We start from the raw sequence: 18,253 nt of genomic DNA on the forward strand, positions 1-18,253 counted from the left end.
CCTTCTGCAATGACGCTTCGAATCGCTTACGTCACCAGCGGCATGGGCAGTGTCGGTACTGCCATCTGCCAGAGCCTGGCCCGCAGCGGCCACACCGTGGTCGCCGGTTGCGCGCCGAACTCGCCGCGCAAGGCCAACTGGCTGCGCGAGCAGCGCGAACAGGGCTTCGACTTCATCGCCTCCGAAGGCAACGCGACCGACTGGGCCTCGACCAGCGCCGCGTTCGCCAAGGTCCGCGCTGAAGTCGGCGAGGTGGACGTGCTGGTCAACAACTCCGGCGGCAGCCGCGACCTGCTGTTCCGGCAGATGACGGTGGAGGACTGGAACGCGGTGATCGCCTCCAACCTCAATGCGCTGTTCAACCTGACCAAGCAGGTGGTCGATGGGATGGCCACGCGTGGCTGGGGCCGCATCATCAACATCGGCTCGGTCAGCGCCCACAAGGGCCAGATCGGGCAGGTGAACTACGCCACCGCCAAGGCCGCGATGCATGGCTTCAGCCGTGCACTGGCCGCGGAAGTTGCCTCGCGCGGCGTCACCGTCAACACGCTGTCGCCGGGCTACATCGCCAGCCAGGCGATCAGCAGCTTCCCGCCGGATGTGCTGGACCGGCTGGCCGCTTCGGTGCCGGTGCGTCGCCTCGGCCGCCCCGAGGAAGTAGCCGGCCTGTGCGCGTGGCTGGCCTCGGACGAAGCCTCGTACGTGACCGGCGCCGACTATCCGGTCAACGGTGGCCTGTACATGGGTTGAGCCCTCGTCCACACATGGCGTGTATCTACCGGTTCAGTAGATCCACGCCATGCGTGGATACGTAACAATCAGAACTCCGCCGCCACCGTCATGAACAACTGCCGCGGTGCGCTCGCATGGATCGCATAGCGCGTGCCCTTCGGATCGGTCGGTGCGAACGAGCTCAGCTGGCCGGCGTAGCGCTTGTTGGTCAGGTTGGTCGCGTTCAACGACACCCGCACGTTGCGCAGGCCCAGGCCCGGGCCGAAATCGTAGCCCGCACCGGCGTCGAAGGTGGTCACGCCCGGCACCGACTGGTCGTTGGTGTAGGTGTAGTAGCGCTTTCCGGTGTACTTCGCACGCAGGCTGGCGAAGAAGCCGTCGCGGTTCCAGCTGATTTCGCTGGAGGCCATGCGCTGCGGCGTATCCACCGTGATCTTGCCGGCCACCGGAACGATCGCGCCGCCCGAGGTGTAGTCATCTTCGTAGGTGGTCTTGTTCCAGGACAGCGCGTTGTACCACTGCAGGCCGTCGATCGGCTTGAAGATGAAGGTCAGTTCCGCACCGTAGCTCTTCACCGAACCGACGTTGATGAAGCGCGTCACGCACTCCGGACGCGTGCCGACTTCGATGCTCGAGCATGGGTTCAGCGACAGCAGGCGGTTGTCGAACTTCACGTTGTAGGCCGCGATCGAGGCCTGGTACCTCTCGCCGAAGGTACGGAAGCCGGCTTCCAGGCTCTTGGACTTCTCCGGTTCCAGGCCGGCGCTGGCCGCGAACGATTCCGGCGACACCTGCAGCGGGCCGCCGCTGCCACCGCCGACGAAGGCAGCGATGTTCTCGGCATACGAGGCGAACAGCTCGTTGTTGGCGTTGAGCTTGAAGCCCACGCCCACCTGCGGCAGCACCGATTCCTTGGCGGTCAGCGTGCCCGAGGCGATGCTGGTTTCCACGCCCGGCTTGGCAGTGGCGCGCATGCGGGTGTTGGGGCTCTTGATGCCCACGTCCACGGTCAGGCGCTGGTCCAGGAAGCGCATGCGGTCCTGCACGTAGAACTGGCGCGTGCGGATGTCGAAGTCCTGGTTGAACAGCAGGCGGTCCGGGTTCTTCAGGTACAGGTCGTCCAGGAACGGGCCGCTGATGTAGTAGAAGTTGCGCGAGACGTTGTGGTCGTTCTGCTCGTACCACAGGCCGGCTTCCAGTTCGTGGATGCCCACCGTCCACGACAGCGCGGCGGTCAGGCCATCGCGGTTGATCGTGTAGTTGGTGCTGCGGATCGAGATCGGCAGCATCTTGTCGGTGCCCGGGTAGGACGGCTGGCCCGGTGCCCACCAGTGGCCCTGGCCACGGTTGTCGTGATGGTAGGCCAGCAGCTTCAGGCGGCCCTGCTCGCCCAGGCGCAGGTCGGCATCCACCGAGTACAGGTTGTCGTCACGCAGCGCACGGCTCTGGTAGTACGCATCGTCGATGCTGTTGACGCCGCCGCTGAATGCGCAGCGCGCCTTGTTGTAGGTGCCCGGCGCGCAGTACGCGGCAGCGACGGCGCGATTCCAGTCCGGTGCGTAGATGTTCCAGTCATAGCCCAGGCCGCGGGCCAGCATGTCCTTGGACAGGTAGGCGTAGTTGGCCTGGCTGGCGCGCGAGGTGGCCACGAACGCACCGAAGCGGTGGTCGCCGACATTCCACACTGCCTTGGCGTTGAACTGGCGGGTGGTCTGGTTCTGGTACGGCGCGGCCCACATGTCCTGGTCCTGGTGCACGCCGGACACATAGGCCGAGAAGCCGTTGATGTCGCCGGTATCCACGCGCAGGTAGCCACGGCGCTGGTTGTTGTCGCCGACGGTGACGCTGGCGCGACCACCGAATTCGATGGAGGGGTCCATCGAGAAGTACTGGATGGTGCCGCCCAGGTTGCTGGTCGAGGCCACGCCCAGCGAACCGATGCCCTGCGACAGCTCGGCACCGGCCAGGTTCTCGGCGATGATCGCGCGGGCGATGCTCAGGCCGTTGTAGTTGCCGTAGCTGTTGTCGCCCAGCGGGATGCCGTCCAGCGTGTAGCCGAGGCGGCTCTTGTCGAAGCCACGCAGGCTGATGGTCTGCGATTCCTCGTTGGCGCCGAAGGCATCGTTGGACTGCACCGACACGCCCGGCAGGCGATCGAGGATCTTCTGGCCGCTGGTGCCCGGCGGCAGCACCTGCTTGTCGACGGCGGTGATGCGCTGCACCTGGCGGGTCTCGCCCTGGCCGATCACGGAGACGGTATCCAGCGTCTGCGCGCTCAGCGCTGCATCGGTGCTGGCGCCGGTATCGGCGGTGGTGGCGGCGTGGGCGCTGGCGGCGGCGGAGAGCGCGATCGCCACGGCGATCGTCAGGTGTCGGGTCTGCATGGTGGTCCGTTGCATTGGGGGAGACCGCCGCGACTTAGCACGGCGCACTGCCACCATGCGACTGATAGATGTAATCTTGATTACCGAATGCGATGTTCCTAGAGGCGGCTGACGTGCCAAGCTCTTAGGCACGTCCAGACTTCTACTCCGGCATCCGCCGCGCAGGGCTTCCCGATCACACAAAGGGAGGGCAGGTTTACGTTCTGATAGCCCTCACAATGCCCGTTCTGAGCCGTGTCACAATGGGACGAGCAATGCCCCCTTCAAACCAAGGCAACTTATTGATAGAAATGCCAATTCTCTTCCAGAATGGCACTATCCGCCTGTCAAAGGTGCCGCTACAATGCAACGCACTTGGGCGCACATCAGCCGTGCCAGCCACTTTTTCGGAGATCGCCATGTCGACCAAGACTCTGACAAGCCGAGAGCTTAGTGTTGCGAGCTACGGCAAATTTAAGCGCGACGGCGTGACTGTAGAAGTTCGGAAGTTCCTCGCTACAAAAGATGGCCAGAAACTGCTTCAGAGGCTACATACTGCCGCAACGGAAAAGGCACCGCGTAAGAAGAAGTAGTTCGCACCTAAAGGAAACGTCAACAAGGGCTCGGATGCCATGCCATTTAATCAGTTGATACTGCCACTTCTTGGCGGCTACCTTTTGATAACGTACGCGAACTGCTTCATCTACTGGACTTCGCGTCAATCCAAAGAACATCTCATTTTCGCATCTGCTTTTGCGGGCGCGATCTTGGCGATTGTCGCGCGAGCAATAGCACTCCTCATTGCCAACACCGAGCTCGGTGGATACCTTTACAACTTCGTACATGACCGCATGAATTACGAAGGCATAGGTACTGCCACGCTTGCTCTTCTGCTAGGCGGGCTACTTGTTGTATGGATAAATCGAGCTTGGCCCGCACCAGAAGCTGGGCTGTGGCTGTATGGAAGAGGCGTACTCAGTCAACTTGAGGCACTCTTCTTCGCCAGTTTCAATGGAAGCATTCCAGCTGAAGGCGCTGTGTTCCGCTCACTTCCAGTCGAACTATTCCTGCGCCTTGGGGCCACGACCCCTATTCTTGGAAAGCTATTCCAGAAGCAGCTCCGAAAGGATCAGCGATGGATGGTGATCACAAGTTTCGATGAAGGAGCAGGAAGGGCCAACCCCGCCCCCATCATGGTGAGCATGAAGGATAGGAAGGTTTACGTAGGTCTTCTACAGCACGCACCAAGCATGAAGGCCACGGGGATGTCCCATCTCAATCTTGAAGTCCTTCTCAGCGGATATCGAGACAAGGATGATCTTAGTGTCATTTTCACTGACGACTACACCGCGATCTTTGCACAGAACCAAGAAGACTGCCCCGAAGACGTTGAGGACACGTCCAATCCCGGGGAAGAGATGAATGATGGACAGACTCTCCCATCATTCAAGGTTCTGCCAGTTAGCGAGATATTAAGCGCAAGCTTCTTTGACGTTTCAATCTTCGAGAGATTTCAGAAAAGGCGAGCAGCAGGCGTGGAGAGCGCCCGGGAACGCGAGCGCGAACTTGCGCCTGAGCCTCATCTGTTGAGGCGAGTGTTCCGAGCACTATTCGACAAATAAGCTGCATTTCATTCCGGCGCCAGCTGGTCCATCCGTATCCGGTTGGCGAACAGCGAGAACGCCAGCATGCCGGCCAGGCCGTTCGCCCGGCTCACCCAGTGCGGCAGCCAGCGCGGTGGCTTCAACACCCCCGCCTCGAACAACGGTGCGAACGCGATCGCATCGGTCAGGCTCATCTTGCCCGCGAACAACCAGCGGCAGACCTGCAGGCGGTCCTCGGCCAGCATGTGGCGGAAGAAGGTATGCACCGACACCAGGCCGCGCAGGTACACCGTGTCCTTGGTGAACGCCAGACCGCCACTCGGCGGCACGCCGCGGAACACGCGCTGCGCCGAAGCGAAACTCTCTTCCGCGTTCTGCCCGGCATCGCAGAAATAGCGGAACACTTCGATGAAATCGGCGCCTTCGCGTGCCATGGCAATCGCCTCGGTACGCAGGCTGATGCGCTTCAGGCGCTCGATGTCGATGCTGCCGGTGATCTGCTCGGCGAAGGTGGCCAACCCTTCCTGGGTTGCCGTGACCCGCGGCGACGACAGCGCCAGGCTCGGCAGCACCGGCTGTTCGCGCCCGTTCAACGCGGTCAGCGAATGCACCAGCGCTTCATGGTGGAACAGCTGCGCGCGGTCGTAGGCGCTGAAGCGCGCACTGGTGCGCAGGCGGATGCGGGTCGGGCCGGCAGCGGCCTTGGACACCAGTTCCGGATCGAGCTGCACCTGGATGATGCGTGATTCGAAGAAGGCGTCCAGATCGTTCTGCAGCTGCAGCTGCAACGCAATGGCCGAGACCGGCACCTGCTCTTCCGGTGCCAGCAGTTCGTGGTCCAGCTCGGCGGCGATCTGGATGAAGTGCCGCGCCGCTTCGCGCGTGCTCGGGCCATTGCCCGGCAATGGTTGCTCGGGGGCGCCGAACAGCTGCACCGAACAGGTATCGACGGCGGCGGTGCCCAGCCCCTCAAGCAGCTGCGCGGCCAGGTCCCAGCTCTGCGCCGACTGTCGCACGTAGTGGCCCAGCGGATGGCTGTCATCGCAGTCGGCAGCGATCGCGGCCAGCGCGCGGCGTTCTTCGCTGAAGTCGAGCCGGGGGTAATCCACCTTCGGCAGCACCGGCTGGCCACGCGCCACGCTGTCCAGGAACGGTGCCTGCACCGTGGCCGGCCAGCTGGTCAGGCCCAGCAGACGGATGCCTCCAACGGCCTCGACCAGGCGCGCATCGAGCGCTGCATGGTGGGCCACCTCACGGTCCAGCGTCGCGGTCGGTTCCATGCGCGGACTATAGCGCTCTGCCGTGCCCGGCGCGGTGCGCCGCCGCCCGAGCATTGGCTCGGGCGCTACATGAAATGACTCCACCGCGGACCAGCTGTAGAGCCGAGCCCATGCTCGGCTGCCTTGTTACCGCCTACGCGGCTTGCCTGCCGGGCGGAACTGCTGGCCCTTGCCCTTCTTGCCGCCGCGCTCCTGCGCGGTCTCGGCCTGGCGTACTGCCAGCTTGGCGGCAGCGGCGGCCACTTCTTCCTTCAGCTTGAAGTAGTTCAGCAGCCGGCTTTCTTCGATTTCGCCCGCCTCGATCGCTGCACGCACGGCACAGCCCGGTTCCTGCTGGTGCTTGCAGTCGTTGAAACGGCACTGTGCGGCCAGCGCTTCGATGTCGGCGAAGCCACCTTCGGACAGCGTTTCTTCGCCGGTCGGCTTCAGCTCGCGCATGCCGGGGGTGTCGATCAGGCAGGCGCCGGTCGGCAGCGGCATCAGCGCGCGATGGGTGGTGGTGTGGCGGCCGCGCGAATCATTGGCACGCACCGCGTTGGTCTTCATCCGCTGCTCGCCGAGCAGGGTGTTGGTCAATGTGGACTTGCCGGCACCGGAGGAACCGACCAGCACCACGGTGCGGCCCGGGCCCAGCCACGGTTGCAGCACCGCCACGCTGCCGGCATCCAGGCCATTGATCGCATGCAGCGCGATGCCCTGCATCTCCAGCTCTTCCAGCACCGCCAGCGCATCCTCGCTGTACTCGGTCTGGTCGGCCTTGGTCAGCACCACCACCGGTTCGGCACCGCCACCGCCGACCAGCAGCAGGTAGCGTTCGATGCGGCGCGGATTGAAGTCGGCATCCAGGCCGCAGACGATGAACACCGTATCGATGTTGGCCGCGATCACCTGCTGGTGGTAGTGCTCACCGGCGGCGCCACGCTTGATCGCGGTGCGACGCGGCAGCAGCGCGACGATGCGGATGCCGTCCAGCAGCACCCAGTCACCCACGGCCGGCCGCTCATGGCTGGGGAAGCGCGGGCGCTGCCATTCCGGCAACGACTCGGCCTTGATCGCCGCATCCGGGCCATCGGCCACCACGTAGTGGGTGCGGTGCTGTTCGATCACCCGCGCCGGGCGGGCCTGCGGGTGCGCGGCCATCATGGCCTGCCAGTCGGCCTGCTGCGCCGGGCCCGGCCAGGGCCAGCCGATGGTCTGCAGGGCGATGAAATCGGGGGTCTGGGTCATCGCCGCCATTCTACCTGCGCCGGCGCCCTGCCAGCCCAGCAATGACAAGCCCGGAGCCCTTGCCATGCACTGCAGCAATTCCGGTAGGATGGAATCCCCATGCCTTTTGACGGCCCAGCCCCCATGTCCACCCTCTCGCCCAAGCCCCTGGCCATCCGCGAGCGCCTTTCCGAAGTGCGCTACGAAATCCGCGGAGAACTGGCGCGGCGAGCCCGGGAGCTGGAGGCGCAGGGCCGCAAGCTGATCAAGCTCAACATCGGCAACCCGGGCAACTTCGGTTTCCGCGCGCCCGAGCACCTGCAGCGCGCGATCGCCGACGACATGGGCCGCACCGACCCGTACACCCACCAGCAGGGCCTGCCGGTGGCACGCGAAGCCATCGCGGCGTACTACGCCCGCCGTGGCGCACCGGATGCGCATCCCGACCGTGTGTTCGTCGGCAACGGCGTCAGCGAACTGATCGACCTGTCGCTGCGCGCGCTGCTCAACCCGGGCGACGAAGTCCTGGTGCCCTCGCCGGACTACCCGCTGTGGTCGGCCTCGACCATCCTCAATGATGGCCGCCCGGTGTACTACCGCTGCGCTGCCGAGAACGGCTTCCAGCCGGACCCGAGCGAGATCGAGACGCTGGTGTCCTCGCGCACCCGCGCCATCGTGCTGATCAACCCGAACAACCCCAGCGGCGCCAGCTACCCGCGTGAACTGCTCGAGCGCGTGGTCGAGATCGCGCGCCGCCACAACCTGCTGCTGCTGGTCGATGAGATCTACGACCAGATCCTGTACGACGATGCGGTGTTCCAGCCGGTCGCGCCGCTGGCCGGCGACCACCCGTGCCTGACCTTCAGCGGCCTGAGCAAGGTGCACCGTGCCTGCGGCTGGCGCGTGGGCTGGGCCCACCTCAGCGGCGACGACGCGCGCCTGGGCGACTTCCGCGCCGCGCTGGACCTGCTCGGCGCGCTGCGCCTGTGCGCCAACGTGCCGGGCCAGTACGCCATCGAGGCCGCAGTGAATGGCCCGGACACCATCTCCGAGCTGTGCACCCCGGGTGGCCGCCTGTATGAAACCCGCCGCGCGGTGATCGAAGCCTGCGAAGCCAGCGAGCACCTGTCGCTGGTTGCGCCGGCCGGTGCGCTGTACGCGTTCCCGGCCGTGGTCGGTGCCGCCGCCAAGGGCTTTGACGACCACGACTTCGCGCTGGACCTGATGAACAACGAAGGCGTGCTGGTGGTACCGGGTTCCAGCTTCAACGTGCCCTACCGCCATCATTTCCGCGTGACCCTGCTGCCGGAAGCCTCGGTGATGCGCGATGTGTTCGCCCGCATCGACCGCGTGCTGGCCCGCCGTGCCGAGGACGCCACCAAGGTCGTGCCGCTGAAGCCACGCCGTTCGGTGGCCTGAGCCGTGGCGCTGTCCTACCTGGCGCTGGGCGACTCGTACACCATCGGTGAAGCGGTTGCAGTCGAAGGCCGCTGGCCACACCAGCTGGCCGCCGCACTGCGTGGGCAGGACGTGGCGCTGGCCGACCCGCAGACCATCGCCACCACCGGCTGGACCACCGACGAGCTGGACGCCGGCATCGATACGGCCGCACCACAGGGCCCGTTCGATTTCGTCAGCCTGCTCATCGGCGTCAACAACCAGTACCGCGGCCGTCCGCTGGACGAGTACCGCGTCCAGTTCGAGGCCCTGCTGCGGCGAGCGATCGGCTTCGCCGGCGGCCGCCCCGGGCGGGTGCTGGTGCTGTCCTTCCCCGACTGGGGCGCGACCCCGTTTGGCACGGGCAGTGGCCGGGACCTGGCCACCATCGAGATCGAAACCGACGAATTCAATGCGGCCGCCGAGGTGATCAGCACCCAGCAGGGCGTGGCCTTCGTCGACATCACCGACATCAGCCGTGACCACGGTGACGACCCGGCGATGATCGCCGAAGACGGCCTGCACCCTTCGGCGCGGATGTACGCGCTGTGGAGCGCGCGCGCGCTGCCGGTCGCCGCACACCTGCTCGGCGGAACGGACTGAGGCGATGGATGGCACGCCACGGAACGGCCCGCCCCTGCCCTGCACACCCCTGAGCGCCGCGCAGGCCCGCGCGATCGCCGAGGCGTTCCGCCCGGTACAGGCCTGGGGCAGCCGCCGCGACTACTACTACACCCGCGGCAAACTCGGCAGCGACCCGTTGTACGACGGCGTGCTGCAGCATCTGCCTGACGACGGGCATCCACTGCTGGACCTGGGCTGCGGGCTGGGCCTGTTCGCCCATGTGCTGCGCCAGCGCGGCCGTACCCAGCGCTACCTGGGCGTGGACGTGGATGCCGGCAAGATCACCCGCGCCCAGCGTGCCGCCACCGGCCTGCACGATGTGCGCTTCGACTGCCTGGACGTGCAGGCACCGCTGCCGGCGCAGGTCGGGCACGTGCTGCTGCTGGATGTACTGCAGTACCTGGATGCGGGCCCACAGCAGGCACTGCTGCGCGCGGCCAGTGCACGGGTCGCTCCCGGCGGCCGCCTGCTGCTGCGCACGCCACTGGCCACCGGCGATGGCCGCGACCGCACCACGCGGGTGGCGGACCGGCTGGCCTGGCTGGTCGGCTGGATGGGCACGCGGCCGCGTCATTACCCCGACCCGCAGGTGCTGCAGGCGACATTGATCGAGGCCGGATTGCAGGTGACGGCGCCCCGGCCGCTGCACGGGCGCACGCCGTTCAACAGCTGGTTGCTGGTGGCCGAACGCCCTTCGTTGTAGCGCCGAGACCACGCCCGGCTGCCCTCCGACGTCTTCCGGTGCTGCGCACCGCCGCCCGAGCATCGGCTCGGGCGCTACAGGATGATCGCCAGACCTTGTAGAGCCGAGCCCATGCTCGGCTGCCCCAAGCGACCAAAACCCTGGGTCACAGGGCCGGCAGCTGCGCCTTCAACCCGCGCTCGTCCAGCGCCTGCAGCACGCGCTCGATGATCGCCAGGTTGTGGCCGTGGGCAGCCCCCTCATGCAGCAGCACGATGGCGCCCGGGCGCAGGTCCGGCAGCAGGCGGTCGAGCACGCCCTGCGCCGTGCAGCCGATACCGTCGAAGCCGCGCGCGCTCCAGCCGACCCGGACCAGGCCCAGCCGCTGCAGCACCGGTGCCACGAACGGATTGGTCATGCCCACCACCGAACGGTACCAGCGCACCGGGCGGCCGCTCACCGCCTGCAGGGCATGCTGGCAGCCCTCGATCTCGGCGCGCATCGCCGCCGGGCCCAGCCGCCAGAAGCGCGCCTGCGGATGGCTGTGGCTGTGGTTGCCCAGGTCGTGGCCGCGGCGCAGGATCTCCTGCACCAGTTCCGGCTGCGCCAGCGCGCGCTCGCCCACCAGGAAGAAGGTGGCACGGGCCTGGTGGCGGTCCAGCAGGTCGAGCACGGCACGGGTTTCCGGGCCAGGACCGTCATCGATGGTCAACCAGACGCTGTCCCCGGCCTCCGGCATCCGGCTCAGCACCGGCGCGTAGAAGCGGCTGTTGGGCAGGAACACCGGCACCATGAACAGTGCGTGGCTGGCCACCATCAGCGGCAGCCCCCAGTGCCAGCCGGCCAACGCCCAGGCCAGGATCACGGCCAGCTGCGACGCCACCAGCCAGGGCAGCCAGCGCCAGGGCCGGGTCGGGATGCGATGCAATGTTCCTGCGTTGCTCATCCCCCATGATGCCATGAGGGTTAGAATTGATGATTCGAATTCCCGGAACCCCGACGTCCATGTCCCTCGATCCCGCCCTGCGTTCGCGCATCGAATCCATCCTCAACGCCAACCGCGTCGTGCTGTTCATGAAGGGCCAGCCGTCGATGCCGCAGTGTGGTTTCTCGGCCAAGGCCGTGGGCGCCCTGCAGGACCTCGGCGTCGAGTTCGCCCACGTCAACGTGCTGGCCGACCAGGAAATCCGTGAAGGCATCAAGGCCTATGGCGACTGGCCGACCATCCCGCAGCTGTACATCGACGGCGAACTGGTCGGCGGCAGCGACATCGTGCTGCAGATGGCCGCCAGCGGCGAGCTGAGCAGCGTGCTGGGCCTGGCTGCGCCGGACCGTACCCCGCCGAGCATCACCGTCACCCCGGCAGCCGTGGAAATGCTCAAGGGCGCGCTGGCCGATGCCCCGGGCGCGGCCCTGCAGCTGTCCATCGACGCCGGTTTCCAGCCGAACTTCCAGCTGGCCCCGCACGACGAAGGCGCCATCGCCGCCGAGTCCAACGGCCTGCGCGTGCAGTTCGACCTGGCCAGCGCCCGTCGCGCCAACGGCATCACCATCGACTGGGTGGACGACATCCGCGGCAAGGGCCTGGCCATCGACAACCCGAATGCGCCCAAGCCGGTGCAGGAAATCAGCGTGCGCGATGCCGACGACCTGGTGCGTGCCGGCAACATCACCCTGGTGGACGTGCGCCCGGCCGACGAGCGTGAGATCGCCGCCGTGGGCGTGCCGTTCAAGACCTTCGACGGCACCGGCCGCGCCGCGCTGGAAGCCCTGCCCAAGGACACCGCGCTGGCCTTCATGTGCCACCACGGTGGCCGCAGCGCGCAGGCCGCCGAGCAGTTCCGCACCCTGGGCTTCACCAAGGTGTTCAACGTCACCGGCGGCATCAATGCCTGGTCGGAAGACGTCGACAACGGCGTGCCGAAGTACTGATCGCCAGCGGTTGAAACCTGCGAAAAACGCCGGCGAACGCCGGCGTTTTTTTGCATCCACGCATGGCGTGGATCTACCCCGCAAACCCGCCTTCGGCCAGGTAGTCCAGCTCTTCCGGCGAGGGAATGCGGCCCAGCACGGCGTTACGGTGCGGGAAGCGACCGAAGCGGCGGATGATGTCGCGGTGCAGCTCGGCGTACTGCAGGTATTCCTTGTCGCCCAGCACATCGAACATCGCTACCGAGCGGTCCTGGTCCAGCGGATCTTCGGAGTGCTCGAACGGCAGGTAGATGAAGGCACGCAGCTTGGGCACCAGCTGCAGGTCCAGGCCTTCCTCGATGGCGCGCATGGCGTAGTGCCGGGCCAGGCCGTCGGTGGCATAGGAATGGGCGCTACCGCGGAAGCAGTTGCGCGGGAACTGGTCCAGCAGCAGCATCAGCGCCAGTGCGCCCTCGGCACTGCCCAGCCAGTGTTCGCGCGCGCGCGAAGCGGCTGCGAAATGCTCATCCAGGAACAACTGGCGGAACTGCGCGTCGAACGCATCGTCGCGGGCGAACCACTTCGCAGGGCCCGCCTCTTTCCAGAATTCCACCACTTGCGCGGCAACGTCCATCACCTACTCCCCAGGGCCGGCGCGCCGCGCCAGGCCATCATCATCATTCGTCGAAGCGCAGGTGGCGGACCGACTTGCCGTTGCGCCGGATAAGCTTAAGCGCCTCGATACCGATCTGGATATGGTTTTCCACGAACTGGGAGCTGACCTTGGCATCGGAGGCCTCGGTCTTGACCCCGTCGGGGATCATCGGCTGGTCCGACACCAGCAGCAGCGCACCGCTGGGGATGTGGTTGGCGAAGCCGGCCGCGAACACGGTAGCGGTTTCCATGTCGATGGCCATGCAGCGCATCGCCCGCAGCCGCTCCTTGAACGCCTCGTCGTGCTCCCAGACCCGGCGGTTGGTGGTGTAGACGGTGCCGGTCCAATAGTCGTGGCCGAGGTCGCGGATCATGGTCGAGACCGCACGCTGCAGCGCGAACGCCGGCAAGGCCGGCACTTCCGGCGGCAGGTAGTCGCCCGAGGTGCCCTCGCCCCGGATCGCCGCGATCGGCAGCACCAGGTCACCCAGCTGGTTCTTGCGCTTGAGGCCACCACACTTGCCCAGGAACAGCACCGCCTTGGGCATCACCGCCGACAGCAGATCCATGATGATCGCGGCATTGGGGCTGCCCATGCCGAAGTTGATCATGGTGATGCCATCGATGGTGGCACTGGCCATCGGCCGGTCCAGGCCGATGACGGGGGCGCCGGTCAGCTCGGAAAATGTATGCAGGTAGCCCCCGAAGTTGGTCAGCAGGATGTGCTGGCCGAACTGGTCAAGGGGCACGCCGGTGTAGCGCGGCAGCCAGTTGTCGACGATTTCCTGCTTGCTCTTCATGGGCGGTGGTCCGGTGTACGGCGTGGGGACCGGCTATTTTCAGCCAGCCGGGCGGCCCCGTCGAGGCATTGCCGGCACGCGTGTGAAGAAGGTCACTTGGCAAGCACGCCGCCGTCCGGCTAGCGTCGGCGGCTGGACTACGCTGCGAGGGGAACTGCATGGCATCGACGTTGTTGCGCGCCGGGGTGGCACTGGCGCTGCTTTCATTGAGCACCGCGCCCGCAGTAGGCGCCTCGCGCTTCGTGGCTGATCCCTACCCCAGTACCTACCAGGCCCATCCCGATGCGCCGGTACTGATCCAGAACGCCACCGTGCTGACCGGCACCGGCCAGCGCCTGGACAACGCCGACGTGCTGCTGCGCGAGGGCCGCATCGTCGCCGTGGGCCGCCAGCTGCAGGCCGATGCCGGCGTCACCCGCATCGATGCGCAGGGCAAGTGGGTCACCCCGGGCCTGATCGACGTGCATTCGCACCTGGGCGTGTACCCCAGCCCGGGCGTCGGCGCGCACAGCGACGGCAACGAGATGACCGCACCGGTCACCGCCAACGTCTGGGCCGAGCACTCGGTGTGGCCGCAGGACCCGGGCTTCGCCACCGCATTGGCCGGCGGCGTGACCAGCATGCAGGTGCTGCCGGGCTCGGCCAACCTGGTCGGTGGCCGTGGCGTGACCCTGAAGAACGTACCGGCCATCACCTACCAGGCGATGAAATTCCCGGGTGCTCCGTGGGGGCTGAAGATGGCCTGCGGCGAAAACCCGAAACGGGTCTACGGCGAAGGCAAGGGCGTCGCCCCGGCCACGCGGATGGGCAACGTCGCCGGCTATCGCGCCGCCTTCATCGATGCCGCCGACTACATCGCCAAGAACAAACCCAAGCCGGCCAAGCGCACGGGCTGGTTCGGCAGCGACAAGGGCGACAGCGCCGGTGATGCCGGCGGCAAGCGCGATCTCAAGCTGGACACGCTGGCCGGCGCGATCGAAGGCGACATCCGCGTGCATATCCACTGCTACCGTGCCGACGAGATGGCCACCATGCTCGACCTGGCCAAGGAATTCGGCTTCAAGGTGGCCGCGTTCCACCACGGCGTGGAGGCCTACAAGCTGGCCGACCGGCTGGCCGCCGACGGCGTCTGCGGTGCGCTGTGGGCTGACTGGTGGGGCTTCAAGATGGAAGCCTTCGACGGCATTCCGGAGAACATCGCACTGGTCGACCGGCCGAAGAACAGCTGCGCCATCGTCCATTCCGATTCCCCCGAAGGCATCCAGCGCCTGAACCAGGAAGCGGCCAAGGTGATCGCCGCTGCGCGCCGCGCGCACATGCCGGAGATCAGCCCCGAACACGCCATCACCTGGATGACCGCCAACGCCGCCAAGGCGCTGGGCATTGAAGGCCAGACCGGCACCCTGGAGGCCGGCAAGATGGCCGATGTGGTGGTGTGGAATGGCAACCCCTTCAGTTCCTACGCACTGGCCGAGCAGGTCTTCATCGATGGCCGCAGGTTGTACGACCGCCGCGCACCGGCGGCGACACCACGTTCCGATTTCCAGCTTGGCCAGGAGGTGCACTGATGGGCGCGTTGAACAAGCGTCGCCGGGCATGGCTTGGCGCTACGCTCATGGTGCTGGCCTGCATCTCCGCATCCGCACAGGCGCAGGACCTGCTGGTGCGCAACGCCACCGTGCATACCGCCGGCGCGCGCGGCAGCCTGCAGCACACCGATGTGCTGGTGCAGGGCGGCATCATCCGCGCAGTCGGCAGCGGGCTGTCCGCACCGGCCGGGGCCAGCGTGGTCGAGGCCGATGGTCGCCCGCTGACACCGGCGCTGTTCGGCGGCATCACCGAGATCGGCATCGAAGAAGTCTCCGGCGAAGCGAGTACGGTCGACAGCACGTTGAAGATCGGCGAACAACCGTTGCGCCCCGAATTCGATGTCACCCTGGCCTACAACCCGGCCTCGGTGCTGATCCCGGTGGCACGCCTGGACGGCATCGGCTTCACCGCCCTGGGGGCGGCCACCGGTGGCGGCTTCGTTGCAGGCCAGGGCGGTGTGATGCGGCTGGACGGCAGCGCCGATCCACTCGGGCCGCGCGCGCTGTTCCTGCGCCTGGGGTCGGCCGCAGTGGAGCTGACCGGGCATTCGCGTGCGGCGCAATGGATGCTGCTGCAGCAGATGGTGGACGAGGCGCGCGGCCAGGTCGCCGCAGACTCACCGCATGCACTGCTGACGCCGGCCGGGCGCCGCACGCTGAGCCGCTACCTGGCAGGCCAGGGCCGCATCGTGGTGGAGGTGGACCGCGCGGCGGACATCCGCCAGCTGCTGCGCTGGGCCGCCCGCGAGAAGGTGAAGATCGCCATTGCCGGTGGCAGCGAAGCCTGGCAGCTGGCGCCGGAGCTGGCAGCCGCGCAGGTGCCGGTGTTCGTCGACGTGCTGTCCAACCTGCCAGCCAGCTTCGACCAGATCGGTGCAACGCTGGAAAACGCGGCACGCCTGCAACGTTCCGGCGTGGCCATCTCGTTCGTGCAGCGTGGCGACGCCTCGCACAATTCACGCAAGATGCGCCAGCTGGCGGGCAATGCCGTGGCCAATGGCCTGCCCTGGGCCGACGGCCTGGCCGGCCTGACCCGGGTGCCGGCGCAGGCGTTCGGCGTGGGCGACCAGATCGGCAGCATCGAACCGGGCAAGCGCGCCGACCTGGTGCTGTGGGAAGGTGACCCGCTCGACGTGGCGCACTATGCCGAACAGGTCTGGCTGGGCGGCCGGGCGATGCCGATGCGCTCGCGCCAGACCGAACTGCGGGACCGCTACCTGCTGCGCAACGCGCAGCCCTGACCTCTTGCAAGGAACCGCCAATGGCCACGCTGCGCTGGTACTTCGACTTCGTCTCGCCCTATTCCTACCTGCACTGGCAGAAGCTGAAGCGGTTGCCACAGTTTGCCCGGATCCAGACCGTGCCGATTGCCTTCGGTGCCGTGCTGCACCACCTGGGCAACCTCGGGCCGGCCGAGATTCCGGCCAAGCGCCGCTTCATCTACCGCCAGCTGCAGTGGACTGCGCAGGCCGAGAGCACACCGCTGCGGTTCCCGCCGGGCCACCCGTTCAATCCGTTGTCCGCCCTGCGCCTCTGCCTGGCCGCGGGTGGCAGCGTGCAGGCGGTGGACGTGCTGTTCGACTGGATCTGGCGCGACGGCAATGCCGCCGACAGCGCCGAGGCCCTGCGCGAACCAGCTGCGCGACTGGGGATCGAGGATGTCGCCAGCGCCATCGCCGACCCGGCGGTCAAGGAGCAGCTGCGGCGCAACACCGAGGCCGCCATTGCTGCCGGCGTGTTCGGCGTGCCGACCCTGGCCATCGATGACGAACTGTTCTGGGGCAACGACGCCCACCCGCTGATGGCGGCGGTGCTGGCCGATCCAGGCCTGCTGCAGCAACCCGAATGGCAGCGCCTGGCCAGCCTGCCGGTAGCGGTGCAGCGCAGTCGCTGAACAGGGCGTGGCGCGTTTCCCTCGCGCGCCACGCCAGGATTTGAGATAGATTTCACGTTTCCGAACCTACAACCGCCCTGGAGGGGGAGCCGCGGATGCGCATCGGAATCGTCGTCGACTCGGCCTGCGACCTGCCGCAGGACTTCATTGCCGAGCACAACATCGTGCTGCTGCCGATCACCGTACGGATCGGTGAAGCCGTGCTGGCCGATCATCGCGATGAGCAGGCCACCCTGAGCTTCCTGCACGCGCATGTGGCCGAACATGGCGCTGAAGCGGAGACCATCCCCTTCAGCGTCAACCAGATCCGCGACCTGTTCCTGCAGCAGCTGGTGATCGATTACGACCACGTGTTCTGCATGACCATCACCAAGACCCGCAGCCCCATCCACGACAATGCGCTGCAGGCCAGCTTCGCCATCCTCAATGATTACAAACCGGTGCGGCAGGCAGCGGGCTACAACTCGCCATTCGCGCTGCGCGTGCTCGATACCCAGAACCTGTTCGCCGCGCAGGCCGTGACCGCGGTGGAGGCGGTGCGCCTGCGCGACAGCGGCGCCAGCGTGCAGCAGATCCGCGAACGGCTGGAAGAACTGGCCGGCAACGTGCACGGCTACATGATCACCCGCGACCTGTACTACATGCGCGCACGCGCTCGGCACAAGGGTGACCGCAGTGTCGGCCTGCTCAGCGCGGCGCTGGGCAGCGCGCTGGACATCAAGCCGGTGCTGCACGGCTACCGGGGCGAGACCGGGCCGGTGGCCAAGATCAAGGGTTTCGACAGCGCCGTGCAGAAGCTGTTCGCGGTGGTCAGCCAGCGCGTGCGTGCCGGGCTGATGACGCCGACGGTGTGCGTCAGCTACGGCGGCGAACTGGACGAGCTGCGTACCCTGCCCGGCTATGCACAGATGAAGGAGGTCTGCGCCGGCCACGGCGTGACCGTGTACGAATCGGTGATGAGCCTGACCGGCATGGTCAACGTCGGCAAGGGCGCGGTCACCGTGGGCTTTGCCGATGGGCCGCATCGGTTCGAATGAGCGCTGGCCACGGCCGGAATCTGCACATCGATTCCACCGCAGTTGTGCCAGCCTTGCCGCACTTCAAGGAGAACTCCATGCCTGCGCAGTACCACATCAGCCTGCCCGACCCGTCCAAGGCCCGCGGCAACGACCCCGACCTGTCCTTCCATTCGCAGGGCGCCGCCGGTTTCGCCGAGGAGCTGCAGGACGCCCTGCGCAGCGGCACGCTGTTCGAGCGCTGGAAGGCCAAGCAGCCCGACCCGGATGCGGTGGAACCGCAGTGGGGCGTGACCGACCCGGATGCCATCGTGACCGGCGAGCAGAAGGACCTGCGCATCAACCTGGTCGCCATCACCCGCATCGACAGTGACGTGTTCAAGCAGCGCCTGCGCCTGCTGGCCGGCCACCACTGGGAACTGCGCGACGTGCGTTGAGGCCAGGCCCTGGTAGTGCCGGCC

The 18,253-nt window shown here is 66.7% G+C and carries 17 protein-coding genes; 11 read left to right on the forward strand and 6 right to left on the reverse strand.

Annotated elements, in window-relative coordinates; genetic code table 11:
- The first annotated feature begins 9 nt into the window (after positions 1-9).
- The gene (gene phbB, locus DFO63_RS08500; RefSeq protein ID WP_005419193.1) at positions 10-750 is read left to right on the forward strand and encodes an acetoacetyl-CoA reductase; all 741 of its coding nucleotides are present in this window, start codon (positions 10-12) and stop codon (positions 748-750) included.
- 68 nt (positions 751-818) lie between these two features.
- Here phbB and DFO63_RS08505 read toward each other — a convergent pair whose 3' ends face one another.
- Complete coding sequence (locus tag DFO63_RS08505; RefSeq protein WP_119006765.1) at positions 819-3,116, reverse strand: TonB-dependent receptor; 2,298 nt, start codon at positions 3,114-3,116, stop codon at positions 819-821.
- An 830-nt stretch (positions 3,117-3,946) separates the two neighbouring features.
- On the opposite strand from DFO63_RS08505, the gene DFO63_RS21975 reads away from it, so the two are divergent.
- Positions 3,947-4,717, forward strand: a complete 771-nt coding sequence (locus DFO63_RS21975; RefSeq protein WP_147416421.1) for a hypothetical protein — start codon at positions 3,947-3,949, stop codon at positions 4,715-4,717.
- An 8-nt stretch (positions 4,718-4,725) separates the two neighbouring features.
- Here DFO63_RS21975 and DFO63_RS08515 read toward each other — a convergent pair whose 3' ends face one another.
- Together DFO63_RS08515 and rsgA are read right to left on the reverse strand one after the other, a co-directional pair.
- On the reverse strand, positions 4,726-5,979 hold the full coding sequence (locus DFO63_RS08515; protein ID WP_119006767.1) for a flavohemoglobin expression-modulating QEGLA motif protein: 1,254 nt from the start codon (positions 5,977-5,979) through the stop codon (positions 4,726-4,728).
- Positions 5,980-6,105: 126 nt separating this feature from the next.
- The gene (gene rsgA / locus DFO63_RS08520; RefSeq protein ID WP_119006768.1) at positions 6,106-7,215 is read right to left on the reverse strand and encodes a ribosome small subunit-dependent GTPase A; all 1,110 of its coding nucleotides are present in this window, start codon (positions 7,213-7,215) and stop codon (positions 6,106-6,108) included.
- A gap of 114 nt (positions 7,216-7,329) precedes the next feature.
- On the opposite strand from rsgA, the gene DFO63_RS08525 reads away from it, so the two are divergent.
- Genes DFO63_RS08525 through DFO63_RS08535 form a run of 3 tightly spaced genes read left to right on the forward strand, consistent with a single transcriptional unit; the run spans position 7,330 to position 9,949 of the window.
- Positions 7,330-8,604 carry a pyridoxal phosphate-dependent aminotransferase gene (locus DFO63_RS08525; RefSeq protein WP_049442896.1) on the forward strand — a complete coding sequence of 425 codons (1,275 nt, stop codon included), beginning with the start codon at positions 7,330-7,332 and terminating at the stop codon, positions 8,602-8,604.
- A 3-nt stretch (positions 8,605-8,607) separates the two neighbouring features.
- Positions 8,608-9,225: an SGNH/GDSL hydrolase family protein gene (locus tag DFO63_RS08530; protein WP_119006769.1), complete on the forward strand. Its 618-nt coding sequence runs from the start codon at positions 8,608-8,610 to the stop codon at positions 9,223-9,225.
- A 4-nt stretch (positions 9,226-9,229) separates the two neighbouring features.
- Positions 9,230-9,949, forward strand: coding sequence for a class I SAM-dependent methyltransferase (locus DFO63_RS08535; protein WP_119006770.1), 720 nt, complete (start codon positions 9,230-9,232; stop codon positions 9,947-9,949).
- A gap of 145 nt (positions 9,950-10,094) precedes the next feature.
- Here DFO63_RS08535 and DFO63_RS08540 read toward each other — a convergent pair whose 3' ends face one another.
- Positions 10,095-10,874, reverse strand: coding sequence for a polysaccharide deacetylase family protein (locus tag DFO63_RS08540; protein WP_049442893.1), 780 nt, complete (start codon positions 10,872-10,874; stop codon positions 10,095-10,097).
- A 59-nt stretch (positions 10,875-10,933) separates the two neighbouring features.
- On the opposite strand from DFO63_RS08540, the gene grxD reads away from it, so the two are divergent.
- A complete protein-coding gene (grxD, locus tag DFO63_RS08545) occupies positions 10,934-11,860 on the forward strand; it encodes a Grx4 family monothiol glutaredoxin (RefSeq protein ID WP_119006771.1) in 927 nt (308 codons plus the stop codon).
- A gap of 73 nt (positions 11,861-11,933) precedes the next feature.
- On the opposite strand, the gene DFO63_RS08550 is transcribed toward grxD, so the two are convergent.
- Entirely contained in the window at positions 11,934-12,473 is a 540-nt protein-coding gene (locus DFO63_RS08550; protein ID WP_014038444.1) for a DUF924 family protein, read from the reverse strand.
- A gap of 43 nt (positions 12,474-12,516) precedes the next feature.
- Positions 12,517-13,293 (reverse strand): AMP nucleosidase, encoded by a 777-nt coding sequence (locus tag DFO63_RS08555; protein ID WP_005414446.1) that lies wholly within the window; start codon positions 13,291-13,293, stop codon positions 12,517-12,519.
- A 158-nt stretch (positions 13,294-13,451) separates the two neighbouring features.
- Between DFO63_RS08555 and DFO63_RS08560 the strand changes: the two genes are divergently transcribed.
- The 5 genes from DFO63_RS08560 to DFO63_RS08580 all read left to right on the forward strand — a co-directional run bounded on the left by DFO63_RS08560 (position 13,452) and on the right by DFO63_RS08580 (position 18,229).
- On the forward strand, positions 13,452-14,861 hold the full coding sequence (locus DFO63_RS08560) for an amidohydrolase (RefSeq protein WP_119006772.1): 1,410 nt from the start codon (positions 13,452-13,454) through the stop codon (positions 14,859-14,861).
- Positions 14,861-16,123: an amidohydrolase family protein gene (locus DFO63_RS08565; protein ID WP_119006773.1), complete on the forward strand. Its 1,263-nt coding sequence runs from the start codon at positions 14,861-14,863 to the stop codon at positions 16,121-16,123. Before DFO63_RS08560 ends, DFO63_RS08565 begins: the two co-directional genes overlap by 1 nt.
- A 20-nt stretch (positions 16,124-16,143) precedes the next feature.
- Entirely contained in the window at positions 16,144-16,776 is a 633-nt protein-coding gene (locus DFO63_RS08570) for a 2-hydroxychromene-2-carboxylate isomerase (protein ID WP_119006774.1), read from the forward strand.
- Positions 16,777-16,871: 95 nt separating this feature from the next.
- The gene (locus DFO63_RS08575; RefSeq protein ID WP_101766056.1) at positions 16,872-17,813 is read left to right on the forward strand and encodes a DegV family protein; all 942 of its coding nucleotides are present in this window, start codon (positions 16,872-16,874) and stop codon (positions 17,811-17,813) included.
- 77 nt (positions 17,814-17,890) lie between these two features.
- Positions 17,891-18,229, forward strand: a complete 339-nt coding sequence (locus DFO63_RS08580) for a hypothetical protein (protein WP_049442934.1) — start codon at positions 17,891-17,893, stop codon at positions 18,227-18,229.
- The last annotated feature ends 24 nt before the right edge of the window (positions 18,230-18,253 follow it).

Origin of the sequence: Stenotrophomonas sp. AG209, from assembly GCF_003550055.1 — a bacterium.
Classification (GTDB): domain Bacteria; phylum Pseudomonadota; class Gammaproteobacteria; order Xanthomonadales; family Xanthomonadaceae; genus Stenotrophomonas.